Here is a 17,321-nt window from a genome sequence, read left to right as displayed (position 1 = left end):
TCATCGCCGGAAAGCGAGCAGGCTTTCTCCCATGCTGCAACAGCATCACGGAACACCTGAGATCAAGTGCGTAAGTCCCGCGAGCGGCGAAGCAAGAAAAAGCTCCCGCCATGCCGAGTCCGACAGCAATCGCAAGACAAACACGGCTAACCACAGGCTCAGCGCGAGGGCGGCCGCTTGCTGGACCCGAAGTCGCCCCTGACTGGTTCGCTTGGGTAATCGATCGTTCCAACGCTCCAGATCCGATGAATTTGTTGCAGGGATGTCCGTCGGTGCATCAATGTGTTCAGATGAGCCGCTGTGGGAGGACGAATCCGAGTGAATAATCTCGATCGTTCCCAGGAACGGTATTCCCAAGTCGCAACGAGCGGGCGACTTTCCGTTGGGACGACGGTTCGAAGGAGTGACGTGAACGGCCTTGCCTCGCCATCGATCAATCCAAGGTTGCAGCTTTGGGAATCGGTTTAACGCGATGGCGATCAAGCTCCATGCGCTGGTGGCGAGCAGGAGGAGAATCGCTAACTTCGATCCTTGCACAGGTTGTACGACGGGATATTTCTGTTGCGACCCCGTCAGAGAAAGATATCCAATCGAGGAAGCGTGGGAGTTCGCGTGCCATTGCTTGAGCGATGCAACTTTGGCATCGCAGTCGCGGCACTGCGCGAGAAGCTCGGTACGCAACGCTTCGAGCGTGCGCTCCGAGGGTTGCAGCTCGGTGCTATTTTGATAACCGACAAACCGGAGGGGCGGGCCGTCGGAGCTGTTGTCGGAAGGTTCTGCAACAACCGGTTCAGCGATCGAATCGGCCGTTTCTCCAAGGGCCGCATAGGCCTGTGATTTCTGTTGTTGTAGTTCCAGACAGCGGCATTGGTGGAGGAGCGACTCCCGCGTCCATTCCGTTTTTCGGATCTCTCGCAGGAGGGAAATGCATTCGGACGAGGGCTCGCGAGGCTCGGTCTTGGAGAGCAAAAAATCCTCCAACTTCGCCAGATCGATGTACCGAGTCGACCTGACCCGAAACTTGATCGTGCACATATCGGAATGATCGGGAACCGTCTCGTCCCCGACAATCGGGCGGCATTCTAGAAATGTGTAGGGGCCTGCCTTGGGGCCGAGTTTCGCCAGCGAATGGAGTGCCTCCAGACGCTGTCTAGAAATAGCTATCGTCCCTCGTTGTTCGAATTGCACCTGCTGGATGTCCAGCCAGTTCAGTGCCCACACGAGAAGGGCCAGTGTCAGATACGACACCGGCTTGGCGACCAGCCATTCCTTCACTGTTCGGATTTGGAACCATACATCTCGCATCGAACGGTCACCGTGAATGCATGCAAACGAGTCAGGAAGTAATTCCAGGGTCTGTGAATTCATTCTTCGGACGTGGGGCGAGAAAACCTGAACCGTTGCTACATAAACGGCAAAAGGAATAGTTGATGCAATCGGTAGAGTTTCTCTAAATAACGCAGGCTCCGATGTCGATGACGGAGATATTCCCTTCTGGGTTTTGCAGGCCCCTTACCAGCGTTCCGCCATGATCCCGTCAACGAACCAACTCCACCGTTCCACCCGCGTCTCCAAGTTTGCTTGGGGATTGCTGGTCCTCGCATTCGCTCCGGGGTGTTCCATCTGTTGCCAGCCTTACCTCGACGATTATGTCGCGTTTGGCTCTCGCGTTCCGAGGAGCGATATGAAACGTGGGCGGGTGGGCTCCCCTTTCAGCGATCCGGCGACCCAAACGGTAATCCAAAGCGAAGCCGAGTTGCCGTATTACGAGGGGGAATACTATGAGGGTGGAGTGGAAGAGGTAATGGAAGAGGGGGTGATCGAAGACGCCCGAGCATTAGAGATCTCTCCCTAGTATCCGGTATGTAAATTCACGGGATCTCCGCGGCTGTGCCTACGAGTCTGATTGACCGCAGGTACCTTGGCGTTTAGCATCGAGGGGTTGTTTTCGTTCTCAGATTGTCATCTGGCGTTCATCCACCTCGTAAAGGGATCCCCTCCATGCTTCGTCGCAACCTGCGCGGCCTTCTTCGTCTCGCCGTGATTAGCTCTCTTACCTTCCTGCCCGTTTCGGTCTCGCTCGCGGAAATCCCTGCCAATCAGTTGACCCGTTCCGAAGAGTTGAGCGGTTGGAAACTTCTCTTCGATGGCAAGTCGACCGACCAATGGCGAAATTACAAGAAGGATGAAATCTCGAGCGGCTGGAAAGTGGTCGACGGGGCCTTGGTTCGAGAAGGATCCAATGCGGGCGATATCGTCACCAAAGAAAAGTACAAGCACTTTGAGTTGATGCTCGAATACAAGATCTCCGAGGAAGGGAACAGCGGTTTGATGTTCCATGTCAACGAGAAGAACGGAGCTCCTTGGCAAAGCGGACCCGAAATCCAGATCCAAGACAACGCAAAGGGACATGACCCGCAGAAATCGGGTTGGCTTTACCAACTCTACCAGCCTCCTGCCAATCGCGCCCTTGGAGAAACAGCACCTCTCGACGTAACTCGACCGGTTGGGGAATGGAACCAGCTTTACCTTCGCATCGCTCCGAACCAGTGCGAAGTCTCCATGAACGGCGCTGTCTACTATCACTTCAAGTTGGGCGACAAAGATTGGAACGATCGGGTTGCCAAAAGCAAATTCGCTCAGATGGCTGACTTTGGTAAGACTGGCGAAGGCCACATTTGCCTTCAAGACCACGGGAACCTTGTATCGTTCCGCAATATCAAGATCCGAGAGCTGCCTGAAAAGGGACAACCTCCTCAACCGATCGATGGAAAACTCTCTGTGAAAGGCGTCCCGGCTTTTCCGCAAATGAAGTGGGAAGGCTGGACCCCTGTCGAAGAGGATGGAACGATCAACAAACCGCTTCGCATCCTCGAGTTGACCTACGCCAAGGGATTGGCCCATCGCTTGTTCGCCATGGATCAAAAAGGCCGCATCTTCACCTTCGAGAACAAAACCGACACGAAGCAGGCTTCGCTCTACCTCGATATCCAAGACAAGGTGAGCTACTGGGCCGGGCCTGGTGCAAACGAGCAAGGGCTCTTGGGGCTGGCTTTCCATCCCAATTACAATGAGAACAAAGAGTTCTACGTCTGCTACACCCGCAAATCGGACGACAAGTCCGTCGTCTCGCGATTCAAGGCGAAGGGTGATGATCTGCTCAAGGGAGATGCAGGCTCCGAAGAGATCCTTCTGGAGTTGGAGCAACCTTACAAGAATCACAATGGTGGTGCGATTGAATTCGGACCTGACGGATACCTGTACGTCGCATTCGGTGACGGAGGTTTGCGCAACGATCCGAAGGCATCGGGCCAGAATCGCAAACAATTGCTCGGTTCGATTCTTCGAATTGATGTGAACAAGAAAAGCGATGGGCTTGCCTATGGAATCCCAGCGGACAATCCCTTCGCAGGTCAAACGGGGCTTCGACCTGAGATCTATGCCCACGGATTCCGCAACCCATGGCGAATCGCGTTTGACAAAGCGACCGGAACACTTTGGTGCTCCGATGTCGGGCAAGATCTCTATGAAGAAGTCGATATTGTGGTCAAGGGTGGGAACTATGGCTGGAGCAATTGGGAGGGAACCCATCCTTTTGGCAATCGGCCCGTGGTCGAAGGAACTTCGACGCCGATCGATCCGATTTGGGAATACGACCACGCGATCGGGAAATCGATCACCGGCGGACGGGTTTCCAACACCAAGCGGCTTCCGGCTTTGCAAGGCAAATACTTGTACGCTGACTATGTGAGCGGTGCGCTTTGGGCCTTGTCCTATGATGCCAAGAGCGGCAAAGCGACGCGCAACGAGCAGATCATCGAAGGAGGCGTTCCCGTCTTAGCGTTCGGGGAAGATGAGAGCGGAGAGGTCTATTACATGATGGACACCAACCGCGAACAATGCATCTTCAAATTCGAATCGAAGGAATAGTCTGCCCCTCGCTGCCGAACGGTCGACCCGACCGTTCAGCAACCGTGTTAAGGTGTCTAAAAGTTCAATGTCGAACGGTCGTCCTCGACCGTTTAGGATCGCCTTGAGGTATCTAAAAGTTACAAAGCCCCAAGGGTTTTTGGTTTTCTTGCTTTTAGGACGGTGGTCTAGGATGCTGAAGCAGTTGAGGACGACTGCTTGACGGGTTGTCGAACGGTCGTCCTCGACCGTTTAGGATCGCCTTGAGGCATCTAAAAGTTACTAAGCCCCAAGGGTTTTTGGTTTTCTTGCTTTTAGGACGGTGGTCTAGGATGCTGAAGCAGTTGAGGACGACTGCTTGACGGGGGATGTCTGGGGCAGATTCTCACCTGGCGCAATGCGTCAGGCGATGCTGATCTGTTGAGGACAACAGATCGACAATCTTCGACCATTCCTCTCTTTTGTCCTGAAAGGACTTAAGCGATTAGCCGGGGGTTGAGCGCGAGCGACACCCCCGGTGGATTTCATAGTCAATGCATCCCGACGGGATGCCAGCCCCACGCCTCATCGCGCACCTAGTCGAGATACTTGCGATCGTATGGAATGCCTGATGCTTCCAGCATCTCGACAAACTCATCAAGACTCGACTTCGTTTTGTGATGTTCTTCCTGATTGGCAATATAGCGCTTCACAGAATTCCTTGATGTGGGGCTAGGCGATCCAGAACTGTTGAGGCTCCCGTCGAACGGTCGTCCTCGACCGTTCAGGATCGCCTTGAGGTATCTGAAAGTCGCTAAGCTCGAAGGGTTTTTGGTTTTCTTGTTGTTGGGGCGGTGGTTTAGCGTGCTGAAGCAGTCGAGGACGACTGCTTGACGGGGGATGTCGAACGGTCGTCCTCGACCGTTTAGGATCGCCTTGAGGTATCTCAACAACGCATTCGCACTACAAGGACTTTCGGATGCGGTGGAACCCTTCCAAGATTTCGCCTCCAACCGACTTGAGCGATTCCCAAACCTCCTCGGCCGTTTCGTCGATCGCTTCCTTGGTCGGCGCATAGCGCTGCCTCAACTCGAAGAGCCTTTCTTCAAGCTTCCCTAGTTGCTCTTTGGCCTCCATATTTCCCAAATGGATCTTCAATCGCAATTCATCGCGCTGATGAGCAAGCTCCGTGAGGAGCTTTTCGAAGGTAGACTGATGGCTTTCGGTCATCTCATGCTCTCCTTGTTTCGAAACAAAATCTTCGACATGCGGCCTTCCTGTTTTGTTATATCACGTTTTCTGTCTCTCGTTTCCACGCTCGTTCTCGCTACGAACATTGCATTCGCATCGCCCCATGACGCATTTGTGATCGAAGCGATCGACGAAGAAAATGGACGCCCTGTTCCACTGATCGAGTTTCGGACTACGTCAGGGATGAAGTGGATCACGGACAATGCAGGAAAAGCAGTTATCGACGCTCCGGAACTGTTCGATCGAGAGATCTGGTTTTCGGTAGTGGGGCACGGTTACGATGTCCCCCGCGATGGCTTCGGTTTCCAAGGAGTTCGGTTGACGCCCACCCGCGGGACGACCCACCCCGTTCGATTGAAGCGTGCCTTGGCCGCCGAGCGGATCGGCCGACTGACCGGCAGCGGACTTCTCGCCGAGAGTCAGAAAATCGGGGAATACACCGACTGGAACGAGAGCGGCGTCGTGGGTTGCGACTCGGTCCAAACAACCATTTGGAAAGGAAAGCTGTTTTGGTTCTGGGGGGATACCAACTTGTTCCGATATCCCCTTGGTATCTTTCGAATGCTGGGAGCCGAATCGGAGTTGCATCCGTTCGACTTGGAAAAGATGCCGCTTCAACCCCAACTCGAGTTCTTTCGAGATCCAACGAACACATTGCGACCGATTGCGGATATCGAACATCCAGGCCCGGTTTGGCTAGGCGGCCTAATCGGTTTGAAAGACCGCAACGGGATAGAACATTTGGTCGCCAGCTACGCGAAGATTCGAGCACCGATGGACATCGAGGAGTTCGGACTTTGTGAGTGGAATGAAGTCGATCGTGTCTTTCGCGCCGTCAAAACACTTTGGAAGCGAGGCGCGAGCGAGACCACCGATCCCGAACAAGTCGCTGTACCGGACGGGCATGCCGTTCGATACCGCGACGCCTCTGGACAGGATTGGATTCTCTTCTCTAATCCGACACCTCGAATCCAGATCCGTGATACGTACGAAGATTGGTTCGACCCAGTGAAGTGGCAGGTTCATCCCAAGCTTGATGCGATTCGCTCCCGCGACGGAAGCACGATTCAGATCCATCGAGGCGATATCGCTTGGAGCGGCTATGCGAAAAAGTGGGTGATGGTATTCACCCAGCTGTTCGGCAAAGCGTCGCCGCTAGGAGAAATCTGGATGAGCACGGCAGACTCGCCGTTCGGAGAGTGGACTCCAGCAGTCCCTATCGTCACGCATAGCAATTACACGTTCTACAATCCGATCATCCACAGCGAATGGCTTCGAGATGATCAGCCTTGGGTCTACTTGGAAGGCACCTATACGGCTGAGTTTGCGAACAAGCCGGAGAGGACGCCGCGCTACGACTACAATCAAATCTTGTATCGCGTCCGAATCGACGATCCTCAGCTATCCACTATTGAACCGAAACGTTGATCGACGAAGAGACAGGTTCGGGTTGATTGCGACTTTGTGCGCTCACCGTGATCTGCTGCGATCCTCGCACTTCATGCTTCAATTGAAACACGATGGTGAACGCATCGCGCGGTCGGAAGAACTGAATGGGAGTCAACTCGACGACCCCAGTCCCCTCCACGACGCGGTAGTCCAAGCCCAGCGCACGGACCGACTGCAGCTTACACTCCTTGGGTATCTGGAGCGAAATCGCCACCTTTTGATCGGGTTGCTGTAGACGATTCTCCACTCGCAACTCATACGCAACCGTATCTCCCTGCTTGATGAGTTGAACAAGGGGTTGCACAGAAACATTCAAGCGCTCATCCGATGCAACACCAGAGCCGATAGCGGGTCGGGCGCTAGAGCCTGGCAATCCTAACCCACCGGGGGCCGTGGGTAGTCCCATGCCAGGAGCTGAGCTACCAGGTGTGGGACTGCTAGGCAATTCGCCGCTCGGTAGCCCGCCTCCAGGCAACCCACCACCAGGCAGAGCCCCGCTGGGCAAACCACCACCAGGCAACGCGCCGCTGGGCAAGCCCCCGTTGGGCAGAGGAGCGCTCGGTAAAGCGCCGTTATTGAGACCACCTGGCAGGACGCTACCCGGTCCTGTTGACGGGGGTGAATTTCCGGGAATGGTATTGGGATTGGCCAAGCCCCCCGGTGCGGAGCTGGCAAAGCCTCGTACCGTGGTGGTCTGCGAGGCGAGCAGTTGGCCCATGGCGTAGAGGCTGGCAGTGACGGGGTAGTCGCCGGGTTGTTGGACGAAGAATACAGGCTCCAGGAATTGGCGTTCGCCCGGGCGAAGGATTGGGAAGTCGCGGATGACACGAACGTCCCCGCTTTCCTTATGCACTAGACCAGGACGGCTATCGATTTGGATCCGTACGCTTTGGAGAGCTTGATTGCCGTTATTGGTGAGGACGCAGTCGAATACGACGTCGCCGTTCACGGGGGCTTGTGCCATATTGGCTTTCGGCGCGAATTGCAACGAGACCGCTGCTTTTTGGATCAAGGTTGGAACGGTCTTCTGCTGTTTGACACTTGGTGCAGCCAGTAGATCGAATACCACGCGGGCATCCATATCGGTCGTCGGCGTCGCTTGGATCGAGACTTCAAAGACTCGACGTGCATCGAGGGGGCCGATTTCCCAAATCAGCGATTGAGCCGCTTTGCGATGGGGTGGATAGGAGGTCCCATCGATCGTCATGCCATTGGGGATGGTTGCGGTAAGGACGACGTTTTCTGCGGGCAATCCACCGATGTTGGAAACCTTCACGAAGTATTGGAGTGACTGACCGGGGCTTCCTATGTCGGGGCCGAGAGCGTCGAGCACCAGTTCCGGCGCGTTCCATGTCACCGAGGTTGTCCCGCGAGCCAACGAGAGTTCCGGCATATTTTCGCCAGGTTGTTGTGGGCGAACGACTTCGACTTCGACCAATGCCGAGCCGTTCTTCGGGAGGCTGACGCCGCTAGCCGCATTCTCCAATCGTTTCAGGTAGACGTACGCAATTCCATTTTGATCGACGATCGCATCGACGGAATCCTTGAGTTGCTCCCCGGGACGTGTTGGGTCGGTGCTGGTCAACACAAACTGCGCAAACTCGGGATTGAGAGACCGGTATCGCACAATCCAATCTTTGGCCGCGACGAATCCCTCGCTGCGGGTTACTTTGGTCGCTAGGCGAGCGGGGGCGTCGTTGGTGATGACTTGCGGTAATGGGAAATCCCAGCTGACATCGATCCAATAGATCGTTGCGGTTTGACGACGCTTGTTCCATACGTCGCTTTCTGGCGCCAGGACGGTGACCTTTGACACGCCTTCCGAGGGACTGGTGAGGCTGACCCAAGTTTGGCCTTTGCGAATTGGTAGATCGTCCGAGCGATCGGCAGTCCCTTTGGTGATGATACCGGGAGCGTTGCTGGTGCGACCGCGTGCGAAGTCGATACCCAATTTCTCCACCTTCGGACTGGACGCGGGCTTCCAAAACGACTGGCGTTGGCCTTTTGCATCGTCCCCCACTTCGACAATTTGCCCCACGCTGTCAGGTGCGAGCATCCATTCGATTGGCTCATTGGTGACCAGATGATCATCGGTTCCGCAGATACCGGCCAGCAAAACCACTTCGCCCCCGACCGGGGCGACCAGTCGATTCGGTGTAATCAACAAGTCGCCGCATCGCCCTCGCATCTCTTCGGCTTCTTGCTTCTTTCCAAAGACGCAGCCTTTGCCTGAGAGACACCCTTTGCACAGCTTCTTTTCCCCGGTTTGCACACATCGAGGCGGTGTTGGAGGAGTTTGAAAGGCAGGCGCGGTGCTGGGGTATCCGTTGTTCGGATCATGGGGCGAGACAAAGGTCAACGGCCGATTGGGATCGAAGAGTCGATTGCCGCTAGGATCGATCGCAGGAAGAGAAATAGTTTGACAACCCGTTGCACCCGAGAGCAGAGCCAGGATGAACGGGCACCATGCGACCAAGCCGCGAGCGAGCGCTCGCAGTGTTGGTTGGGTTGGTGATGTGGCGTTGGCAACCATCCGTGCATGACCCTCAAGAAACCGTTCTAGCGGGATACCATATTCCCTGTGGGAATGTAGCCCTTGAAACGTGGCATGCTGGAAAAATCGGGCGCGCGAGTAGGAGAATAGCGCGACTGGTTAACGAATGTATCAATGAAAAAAGGTCGAGGGATTTCCTCGACCTTGGTTTGGAGAGCTTCCGTCATGGAGAGTTAGGCAGAGCTATCCCTCGCTGACGTTGCGGGGAGTCGCTCAGGCGCTCTCTTTGCGTTGGGGGATGCTTTTGCAGTGTCGGACTTTTCCATCGGTTGAATCGACGTCGATGGTGTAAGTGGTTCCTGGCTCTTGATCGGGCAATTCGAACATCACGTCCAGCATGATTTCCTCGACAATCCCTCGTAGGCCCCGAGCACCCACATTCTTGACTTGCGCTTTCTGTGCAATCGACTTGAGGGCCGCTTCGGTGAAATGGAGTTCGCAATCTTCCATACCAAAGAGGGCTTGATACTGCTTCACCAGCGCGTTTTTCGGTTCGGTAAGAACTTTGATCAAACCGGGAACATCCAGCGGCGCGAGGGCGGTGACGACAGGGAGACGTCCGATCAATTCGGGGATCATTCCGAATTCTAGAATATCGTCCGAGTGAACTTGGCCGAGCAAGGTCGCGACGTCTGCCTCTTCCTTTACGGTGGAGCCGGGGCCGAAGCCGAACGACTTCTTGCCCAGTCGTTTGCGGATGATTTCGTCCACACCGACAAACGTTCCGCCGCAGATGAAGAGGATATTGGTCGTGTCGATCTGGATGTATTGTTGTTCAGGGTGCTTCCGTCCGCCTTGTGGCGGAACGTTCGCGACCGTTCCTTCGAGCATCTTCAAGAGAGCTTGCTGGACTCCTTCACCGGAGACGTCGCGGGTAATGGAGACGTTCTGGCTTGTCTTTCCGATCTTATCGATCTCGTCGATGTAGAGAATGCCTCGCTGGGCCGCTTCGATATCGAAATCGGCAGCGTGCAACAACTTCAGGAGCAGATTCTCGACGTCTTCTCCGACGTAGCCCGCTTCGGTGAGGGTCGTCGCATCCCCGATGGCGAACGGGACGTTCAGCATTTTGGCCAAGCTTCGAGCGAGCAAGGTCTTTCCGCTGCCGGTTGGGCCAACGAGCAAGATATTCGATTTCTCGATCTCGACATCGTTTCCGCCTTCCCAGGTCGCGCTCAAACGTTTGTAGTGATTGTGGACGGCGACCGCGAGCGCTCGTTTCGTACCTGTTTGACCGATGACATATTCATCGAGGTGGGTCACGATATCGCGAGGGCTGGGAATTTCATTGAAGAGCTTTTTCTGCGGCTTCCGCTTTTGCTCTTGATCCAAGATCGATTGGCAAAGCTCGATGCATTCGCCGCAAATGTACACGTCGCCTGGCCCCTCGACCAACGGTCCGACGTCGCGATAGCTCTTGCGACAAAACGAGCAGAAGGCATTGCGACGAGTGGTGTTGCCACTGCCGCTACCACCCACGCTACGACGACCGGGAACGACATCCTTACCTTGGGGCATTATCGACTCCTTGCTGTTCTCTCAAGCCGCATTGACGGGCTGCTCAAGAAATGAATTGGGACACTGGATATATTGAAGCTCGAGCCATCGCAAAGTCTTCGCAATTGGATTTGCGTCGGTTATACGACAAGGGCATCCGTGTCCACCATTCGAGCCGAATTCATCATTGGGACCGAACATTCCGCAAAGCTTTCGTCGCTTTGCGGACCGGTCTCAGCCTCCCAGGCTGATCGATTGTTCTGTCTCTGTAAGTCTAACACGCGAAGTTGCCGAGAGAATCGTTTTTCTCGCGCCCCCTGAGGGGCTCCGAGGTTGGAGCGGTCTCCACGGACATCGTCGGGTTAGATCTCTCATCGATCGTTGCGTGAGGACGCAACCACCGTGAGAGACGCACTAATCTTTCGGAATTCTGCTTCGCTGATGTCACCCTCACTCCGCATTTCTTCGAAATTCTTTTGGAGCAAGTCGGCCAGTTCGCCCTCGCTTTTGGTGGATCCGCGCAACTTTGCCAACGACTGAAACGCAACAAAGGACACGGCCATCAAAATCAGAACACCCAGTATGGCCTGCAAGGCAGGGTGGGATACCAAATCCCACAACCCTATTTGGATCGGTGCAGAGCTCGTCGTGTTCATCACAGTGAAGAAACAAGTAGGAAAGAATTTCCGCCGCCAAGATCGACGAGCATACTCTGTTCAACCAGGAGCTCCCTCTCCCCTGAGTCGCCCCAATAGTACGCATGTCCACGTCGCGAGGACCAGCGGCAACAACTCTATTTTCCTCGAAAACAAGGCATCGGGTTTGCCGATTGCGAAAAGTCTCAGAACGCCTCCATTTTAAATGCCCAATGCCCTGACAAAATGACTCATTCAACCCACCTGAAGCACCGGCCGAAGCACAAATCCTCTTTTTACGACTCTCCACCCTTCTGCCCACTTCATTGTCCTTGGTTTGGTTTTAATGGCATTTAAAAGGCCTTTGATAATTCCAAGGCCGACTTCGCGTAGAGTTTGGCAAAATAGTTTAGGAACTGTACGCTTCATCTCATGGCAACCGGCCTTAGAGCGGCCTACGCTAGCGTGGAAAACTTGTTGTTTCCTTGTCATCTCGCTGTTCCAACCGGTCGATTCCCTGTGCACCAATGCAGCTCCCCATCCAGACGACAGGTCGTTTTGCTGATCGAGACGTCGAGCGCGTATGGACGCGGGTTGCTGGCGGGGATTGTGCGTTTCATGCGGATGCACGACGAATGGTCGGTCTTTTTGGAGCAGCGCGATTTAACCGCCGAACCTCCAGCTTGGTTAGAGAATTGGCAAGGTGACGGGATTGTTTCTCGCGTGACCACACCTCGTTTGCTTGAGATTGTGCGGCGCACCAAGGTACCGACCGTTGAATTAACCGATCGATACGCGAACTCCGGTCTGCCGTTGGTTCGAACGGACGACTTGCAAGTGGGGCGGCTCGCCGCGGAGCACTTGCTCGAACGCGGTTTTCGGAACTTCGCGTTCTGCGGCTACCGCAATGAAGCTTGGTCGGAGCGGCGGTTGATCGGGTTTCGCGAGCGGCTTCGCGAGCAAGGTTTTGATTCGACGGCGCATCATGTCGCCTGGATGGACACGTCGACCCGGACCTGGGATGAAGAACAGAACGATCTGGCTGCGTGGCTTCGTACCTTGGAACGACCCTGCGGCGTCCTCGCCTGCAACGATGCTTGCGGCCAAACCATTCTCTCTGCCTGTATCCGTGAACAGATCGCTGTTCCCGAGCATGTGGCTGTTTTGGGCGTCGACAATGACGACCTTCTCTGCAGCGTGTGCGAACCCGCTCTCTCGAGTGTTGTTGTCAACGCCGAAGGAGTCGGTTTTCGAGCCGCAGAAGTTCTCTCCGCTCTGATGTCCGGAAACGCGAGCGATCCAGTCGAGACCACCATCCCACCTCTCGGAATCGCCGTCCGACAATCGACAGATGTCGTCGCCATCGATGACCCCGCCATCGTGTCCGCGTTGCAGTATATTCGGCAATATGCGAGCCGTGGAATCTCGGTGCAAGATGTTGTTCGGCAAACCGGGATATCCCGAAGTTCGCTGGAACGAAAAATTCGAAAGCATCTCGGACGCACGCCGCAGGAGGAAATTCGCAATGTGCAGATTAAGAGAGTCAAAGAACTGCTTGCTACCACCGAGCTTTCTGCAGAACGCATTGCACCCCTCTGCGGATTCGAGCACCCCGAATATATGTATGTCGTATTCAAACGGCACGAGAACTTGACTCCAGGTGAATTTCGCATTCAAGCGAAACGGGGATAATCCCCGCCTTGAAACCTCCCTTTCCACTTTCGACCCTCACGCCTCGCAAGGAAAACGAAACGATGATGAAACGTCTCTCCAACCTGCTCGGGATTCTTTCCCTGAGTTGGGTTTGCCTCGCTGCCGCCATCCCCAAATGTTCGGCAGAAAACCCGATCGAAGATCGTTGGCATTACTTGTTGCGCAAACCAGCACCGACTTGGATGGCGACCGACTTTGATGATGCCAAATGGCGTCGAGGTTTCGGCGGCTTTGGGACTCGCGGTACGCCAGGTGCTCGAATCGGTACTCCGTGGAACTCGCCCAACATCTGGATGCGAAAAAATTTTCAGCTGGACACCGTTCCTGCCAAACCAGCTCTCTACTTGCACCACGACGAAGATGTCGAAGTCTATTTGAATGGTTCCAAGATTCTTACCAAACGGGGTTACACGACGGAATACATCGTCGTACCCATCGATCCCTCCCAGCATTCCTTGGTGAAGAAAGGGAAAAACCTCCTCGCCGTTCACTGCAAACAAACCGGCGGAGGCCAATTCATTGATGTGCATGTGATCGATGCGGATGCCGTTCCGAAGCTGCCTGCTCCCAAGATCCCTGAAACGCCGTTTCAATCCGATCTGGTCACCACGTGGGGGACCGAGGTCACCCCGGAGAATGCTTGGCGAGAATACCCACGCCCCCAACTCAAACGGGATCGATGGACCAATCTCAACGGCATGTGGAACTATGGGATTACGTCCGCCGAAGAACTCAAAAAGCCAACGGACTGGAAGGGGCAAATCCTGGTTCCCTTCTGTTTGGAGTCCAAGCTTGGGAAAGTCGGTCGTCTCCTGCTCGACAACGAAGCCCTTTGGTATCAACGCTCATTCGATGCGTCTCCCGTAGAAAATGAACGAACTCTTCTTCATTTCGAAGCGGTGGACTACCGCTGCGAAGCGTTTGTGAATGGCAAGTCGGTGGGCACTCACATCGGAGGGAGTACCCCCTTCTCGTTCGATATCACGGACGTGGTAAAGAAAGGCTCCAACGAACTGGTTCTTCGCGTGGAGGACGACACGATGGGATTTCAACTGCAAGGGAAGCAGCGCCCAGATCCACACGGTATCTGGTACACGCAGGTCTCCGGCATCTGGCAAACCGTTTGGATGGAGCAAGTTGCTGAGACATACATCGAAGACTTGACCATCTCCACCGACGCGCGGGCAGGATCGATCACTCTTCGCGCCGATAAAATTGGAAAGTCGAAGGATGCTTCGATGAAGGTCACGGTTCGCGACGGTGACCAAGTGGTGGCTGAAAAAGCGGTCGGAGGAAACGAAGTCACAGTCACCGTTCCAAGTGCCAAACTTTGGAGCCCTACGTCACCGCACTTGTACGAATTGGATGTGCAATTGATCGATGCCAAGGGGAAAGCGATCGACAGTGTTAAGTCCTATGCAGGGATCCGAACCGTCGGCAAGAAGGTCGATGCGGATGGTCATATTCGCATGACACTCAACGGGGAATTCTTGTTCCATTGGGGGCCGCTCGATCAAGGCTGGTGGCCAGATGGTCTTCTTACACCTCCATCGGAAAAGGGGATGCTCTTCGATATCGAGTACCTCAAGGAGGCTGGCTTCAATATGATTCGCAAACACATCAAGGTGGAGCCGCGACTCTATTACTACCATTGCGATCGGCTGGGGATGATGGTTTGGCAGGATCAAGTCAGCGGAGCCGTCAATCCACCTTGGACCCGCCTGGCACCAAACCCTGTCGACGCGACTTGGCCGGATGAAGCCCATCAGCAATACATGCTAGAGCTGGAGCGGATGATCGACCATTTGGAAAGCCATCCGTCGATCGTCGCATGGGTTCCTTTCAATGAAGCTTGGGGACAACACCGCACCATGGAAGTGGGGAAATGGGTATCGGAGCGAGATCCTTCTCGACTGAACAACATTGCTAGCGGCGGAAACTTCTGGCCGGCGGGAGATATCGTCGATGAACACAGCTATCCAGATCCTGCATTCCCCTTCGGTGACAAACGATGGGATGGGTTCATCAAAGTTGTCGGCGAGTTCGGTGGACACGGGTTCCCCGTGATGGGGCACCTTTGGGATAACGACGCCAACAACTGGGGTTATGGCACATTACCCAAAACCGAAGCGGAGTATCGCGATCGGTACAACAAATCCCTCAAGAAGCTTCAAGACATGAAGAAACAAGGCATCGCGGCAGGCGTTTACACGCAAACCACCGATGTCGAGGGTGAAGTGAATGGTTTGATCACTTATGATCGCAAGGTGATCAAGATTCCCGCAAAGGATCTTGCTCCTCTCCACAAAGACCTTGTGGAGAAATAGAGTCGGCCACCCGATCTAGGCGATGGTACAATCGCTTCGAAACGATGTCCCTCTCAAGCCCAGGAACGGAATCGAACCAAGTATGGGAACCGAGCTTTATGATTTGCTAGTCCAGGAGTTTTCCGATTTGGATCTCCTGGAGTTCGTTCGCGTGGCGGTCCGTCTCACGGTGGCCGCCGTTCTTGGCGGGATTCTGGGTTTTGAACGGGAACAGCATGGAAAATCGGCTGGGATCCGAACGCATATGCTCGTCGCGATGGGGTCTGCCATGTTCGTCATGGTGCCGCAATTCGATGGACTGGAAGATGCGGAGCTCAGCCGAGTTTTGCAAGGCATTATTGCAGGGGTTGGATTTCTCGGAGCAGGGACCATTGTCAAGAACTCCGGAGAGGATGTGCGAGGTCTGACCACCGCAGCGGGCATCTGGCTGACCGCCGCGATCGGTGTTTCCGCCGGGCTGGGTCGGGAACTGACTGCCATTATCAGTACCGTGTTCGCCATGATCATTCTCTCGCTCATTCCCCATATTCCGTTTGTGGCGCAAGAGAAGCAGCGCAAGTCGAATCATTCCTCTTCGTCGTACGACGAATCGCAATCGAATTAAATCGGAAACGCCTGACCGTGCGCGGGAATGAAGACATTCCGAAAGCCGATTTCCTGACAGCGTTGCTTTAGCGCAACTTTTTGTTCGGATTCGCCGTGGATAAGAAACAGATTCTTCGTTTCGGTCGCGGTGGAAGAAAGTACGCGAAGAAGATCGTTTTGGTCTGCATGGGCCGAGAATCCACTGACTTGATGGATGTCGATCCATTTGTTCCAAACCCGTCCCTTGAATCGGACGATAGGGGTGGGTGAAAGAAGCTTCGCGCCGAACGACGCGGGAGCTTGGTAGCTCACCATGACCAAGCTGCTGCGGGGGTCGTCGATATGATACCGCAGGTGGTCCAGGATTCTTCCGCTATCGCACATACCACCGGATGCGATGATGATGGACGAGCCGGGCTGGGTGGAACGGTACCAAGCCTCGTCGCTATCGTTAATCCAGTTTCCAGCGAGACTTCGCAAGGCTTCGTCGCCGAGATGTTCGTGGTAAACGTCATCCAGCCTCTTGGCCAAAGGGCTGTCGATGTAGATCGGGCAGTTCGGTATCCGCCCATCTTGTTTGGCGCTTTGCAAGGTGTGCATCACCAAATGGATGCGCCCCAAGCTAAAGGCAGGGATGAGGACTTTTCCTCCTCGAGCGACCGTTTGCCGGATGATCGACGAAAGTTTGTCGATGGTAGAGGGGTAGGACTCATGTTGTTTGCCCCCATAGGTGCTTTCACAAATGATCGCGTCCGCGGTGGGAAGTGGGGAAAGATTCCCGACCAACGGCAGATCCGACCGCCCCAGGTCTCCGGTGAAGAAGACTCGCTTCCATCGTTCTCCTGAACGAAATTCCACTTGAAAACTGACGCTGCCGAGGACGTGGCCGGAATCGATCAATTGCACCGATACGGTAGGGCATAGCCGGAATGGTTCGCCGAGCGGGAGGGGCGTGCAAAGACGCAGCGTATTTTCGACATCCGTGTAGGTGAAGGACGTCGATTCGTCTTCTTGCCAGCCGCGAGAGCGAAACGAAGTGCGTCGCAGCGCGCTCCGTTCAAAGTAGTGGGCTCGGTCACTGAGGATGACTTCCAGCAGGTCGTACGTGGCGTGAGAGCAAAGAATCGGACCGCGAAAACCATCGCGGACCAGCAGAGGAAGCCCTCCACAATGATCTTGGTGCGCATGGGTGATGCAAACAGCGTCGATCGATCCAGGTTCAAATTGCCAGCGAAACGGTTTCTTGCGTCCCCGTTCGTCTTCGCTCGATTCATTGCCGCAATCCAACAAGAGGCGATACGAGCCGGTATCGAGCAGATGCATGGAGCCGGTCACCGAATCGGTGGCGCCCAAAAATTGAAGGGTGGCGGAGGGCTGAGGGTTCAAAGAGCTTCGGTCCATGCTCGATATCGTAGGGGATCC

General features: G+C 54.8%; 12 protein-coding genes. 6 read left to right on the top strand and 6 right to left on the bottom strand.

The window, feature by feature from the left end; genetic code table 11:
- Positions 1–45 precede the first annotated feature (45 nt).
- Positions 46–1,368, bottom strand: a complete 1,323-nt coding sequence (locus VN12_RS13080; protein ID WP_146677255.1) for a hypothetical protein — start codon at positions 1,366–1,368, stop codon at positions 46–48.
- A gap of 160 nt (positions 1,369–1,528) precedes the next feature.
- Between VN12_RS13080 and VN12_RS13075 the strand changes: the two genes are divergently transcribed.
- The gene (locus VN12_RS13075; RefSeq protein ID WP_146677254.1) at positions 1,529–1,855 is read left to right on the top strand and encodes a hypothetical protein; all 327 of its coding nucleotides are present in this window, start codon (positions 1,529–1,531) and stop codon (positions 1,853–1,855) included.
- Positions 1,856–2,001: 146 nt separating this feature from the next.
- Complete coding sequence (locus VN12_RS13070; RefSeq protein ID WP_146677253.1) at positions 2,002–3,930, top strand: family 16 glycoside hydrolase; 1,929 nt, start codon at positions 2,002–2,004, stop codon at positions 3,928–3,930.
- 921 nt (positions 3,931–4,851) lie between these two features.
- Here VN12_RS13070 and VN12_RS13065 read toward each other — a convergent pair.
- Positions 4,852–5,118 (bottom strand): hypothetical protein, encoded by a 267-nt coding sequence (locus VN12_RS13065; RefSeq protein ID WP_146677252.1) that lies wholly within the window; start codon positions 5,116–5,118, stop codon positions 4,852–4,854.
- Here VN12_RS13065 and VN12_RS13060 point away from each other — a divergent pair.
- Entirely contained in the window at positions 5,104–6,567 is a 1,464-nt protein-coding gene (locus VN12_RS13060; protein ID WP_146677251.1) for a DUF4185 domain-containing protein, read from the top strand. The two genes, VN12_RS13065 and VN12_RS13060, sit on opposite strands and share 15 nt — an antisense overlap.
- Here the strand turns inward: VN12_RS13060 and VN12_RS13055 are convergent.
- The 3 genes from VN12_RS13055 to VN12_RS13045 all read right to left on the bottom strand — a co-directional run bounded on the left by VN12_RS13055 (position 6,548) and on the right by VN12_RS13045 (position 11,295).
- Positions 6,548–9,121 carry a hypothetical protein gene (locus tag VN12_RS13055; RefSeq protein WP_146677250.1) on the bottom strand — a complete coding sequence of 858 codons (2,574 nt, stop codon included), beginning with the start codon at positions 9,119–9,121 and terminating at the stop codon, positions 6,548–6,550. The two genes, VN12_RS13060 and VN12_RS13055, sit on opposite strands and share 20 nt — an antisense overlap.
- 234 nt (positions 9,122–9,355) lie before the next feature.
- Positions 9,356–10,660 carry an ATP-dependent Clp protease ATP-binding subunit ClpX gene (gene clpX, locus VN12_RS13050; RefSeq protein WP_146677249.1) on the bottom strand — a complete coding sequence of 435 codons (1,305 nt, stop codon included), beginning with the start codon at positions 10,658–10,660 and terminating at the stop codon, positions 9,356–9,358.
- A 350-nt stretch (positions 10,661–11,010) separates the two neighbouring features.
- On the bottom strand, positions 11,011–11,295 hold the full coding sequence (locus VN12_RS13045) for a hypothetical protein (protein WP_146677248.1): 285 nt from the start codon (positions 11,293–11,295) through the stop codon (positions 11,011–11,013).
- Between the two features lie 411 nt (positions 11,296–11,706).
- Here VN12_RS13045 and VN12_RS13040 point away from each other — a divergent pair, with 411 nt between their 5' ends.
- The 3 genes from VN12_RS13040 (at position 11,707) to VN12_RS13030 (ending at position 15,918) form a co-directional block, all read left to right on the top strand.
- On the top strand, positions 11,707–12,966 hold the full coding sequence (locus VN12_RS13040) for a XylR family transcriptional regulator (protein ID WP_205855030.1): 1,260 nt from the start codon (positions 11,707–11,709) through the stop codon (positions 12,964–12,966).
- Positions 12,967–13,031: 65 nt separating this feature from the next.
- Positions 13,032–15,314, top strand: a complete 2,283-nt coding sequence (locus VN12_RS13035; protein ID WP_146679912.1) for a glycoside hydrolase family 2 protein — start codon at positions 13,032–13,034, stop codon at positions 15,312–15,314.
- A gap of 22 nt (positions 15,315–15,336) precedes the next feature.
- On the top strand, positions 15,337–15,918 hold the full coding sequence (locus VN12_RS13030) for an MgtC/SapB family protein (RefSeq protein WP_205855029.1): 582 nt from the start codon (positions 15,337–15,339) through the stop codon (positions 15,916–15,918).
- Here the strand turns inward: VN12_RS13030 and VN12_RS13025 are convergent.
- Entirely contained in the window at positions 15,915–17,300 is a 1,386-nt protein-coding gene (locus VN12_RS13025; protein ID WP_146677247.1) for an MBL fold metallo-hydrolase RNA specificity domain-containing protein, read from the bottom strand. The genes VN12_RS13030 and VN12_RS13025 overlap by 4 nt on opposite strands.
- Positions 17,301–17,321 lie beyond the last annotated feature (21 nt).

The sequence above is a fragment of the Pirellula sp. SH-Sr6A genome, from assembly GCF_001610875.1.
GTDB lineage: Bacteria > Planctomycetota > Planctomycetia > Pirellulales > Pirellulaceae > JBKCUI01.
This window is presented reverse-complemented; position numbering and strand designations above follow the sequence as displayed.

What these genes read in the sequence shown, in the direction of transcription:
- VN12_RS13080 (WP_146677255.1), bottom strand. Translation starts at nt 1,368, where the DNA reads ATGAATTCACAGACCCTGGAATTACTTCCTGACTCGTTTGCATGCATT.
- VN12_RS13075 (WP_146677254.1), top strand. Translation starts at nt 1,529, where the DNA reads ATGATCCCGTCAACGAACCAACTCCACCGTTCCACCCGCGTCTCCAAG.
- VN12_RS13070 (WP_146677253.1), top strand. Translation starts at nt 2,002, where the DNA reads ATGCTTCGTCGCAACCTGCGCGGCCTTCTTCGTCTCGCCGTGATTAGC.
- VN12_RS13060 (WP_146677251.1), top strand. Translation starts at nt 5,104, where the DNA reads ATGGCTTTCGGTCATCTCATGCTCTCCTTGTTTCGAAACAAAATCTTC.
- VN12_RS13065 (WP_146677252.1), bottom strand. Translation starts at nt 5,118, where the DNA reads ATGACCGAAAGCCATCAGTCTACCTTCGAAAAGCTCCTCACGGAGCTT.
- VN12_RS13055 (WP_146677250.1), bottom strand. Translation starts at nt 9,121, where the DNA reads ATGGTTGCCAACGCCACATCACCAACCCAACCAACACTGCGAGCGCTC.
- clpX (WP_146677249.1), bottom strand. Translation starts at nt 10,660, where the DNA reads ATGCCCCAAGGTAAGGATGTCGTTCCCGGTCGTCGTAGCGTGGGTGGT.
- VN12_RS13045 (WP_146677248.1), bottom strand. Translation starts at nt 11,295, where the DNA reads ATGAACACGACGAGCTCTGCACCGATCCAAATAGGGTTGTGGGATTTG.
- VN12_RS13040 (WP_205855030.1), top strand. Translation starts at nt 11,707, where the DNA reads ATGGCAACCGGCCTTAGAGCGGCCTACGCTAGCGTGGAAAACTTGTTG.
- VN12_RS13035 (WP_146679912.1), top strand. Translation starts at nt 13,032, where the DNA reads ATGAAACGTCTCTCCAACCTGCTCGGGATTCTTTCCCTGAGTTGGGTT.
- VN12_RS13030 (WP_205855029.1), top strand. Translation starts at nt 15,337, where the DNA reads ATGGTACAATCGCTTCGAAACGATGTCCCTCTCAAGCCCAGGAACGGA.
- VN12_RS13025 (WP_146677247.1), bottom strand. Translation starts at nt 17,300, where the DNA reads ATGGACCGAAGCTCTTTGAACCCTCAGCCCTCCGCCACCCTTCAATTT.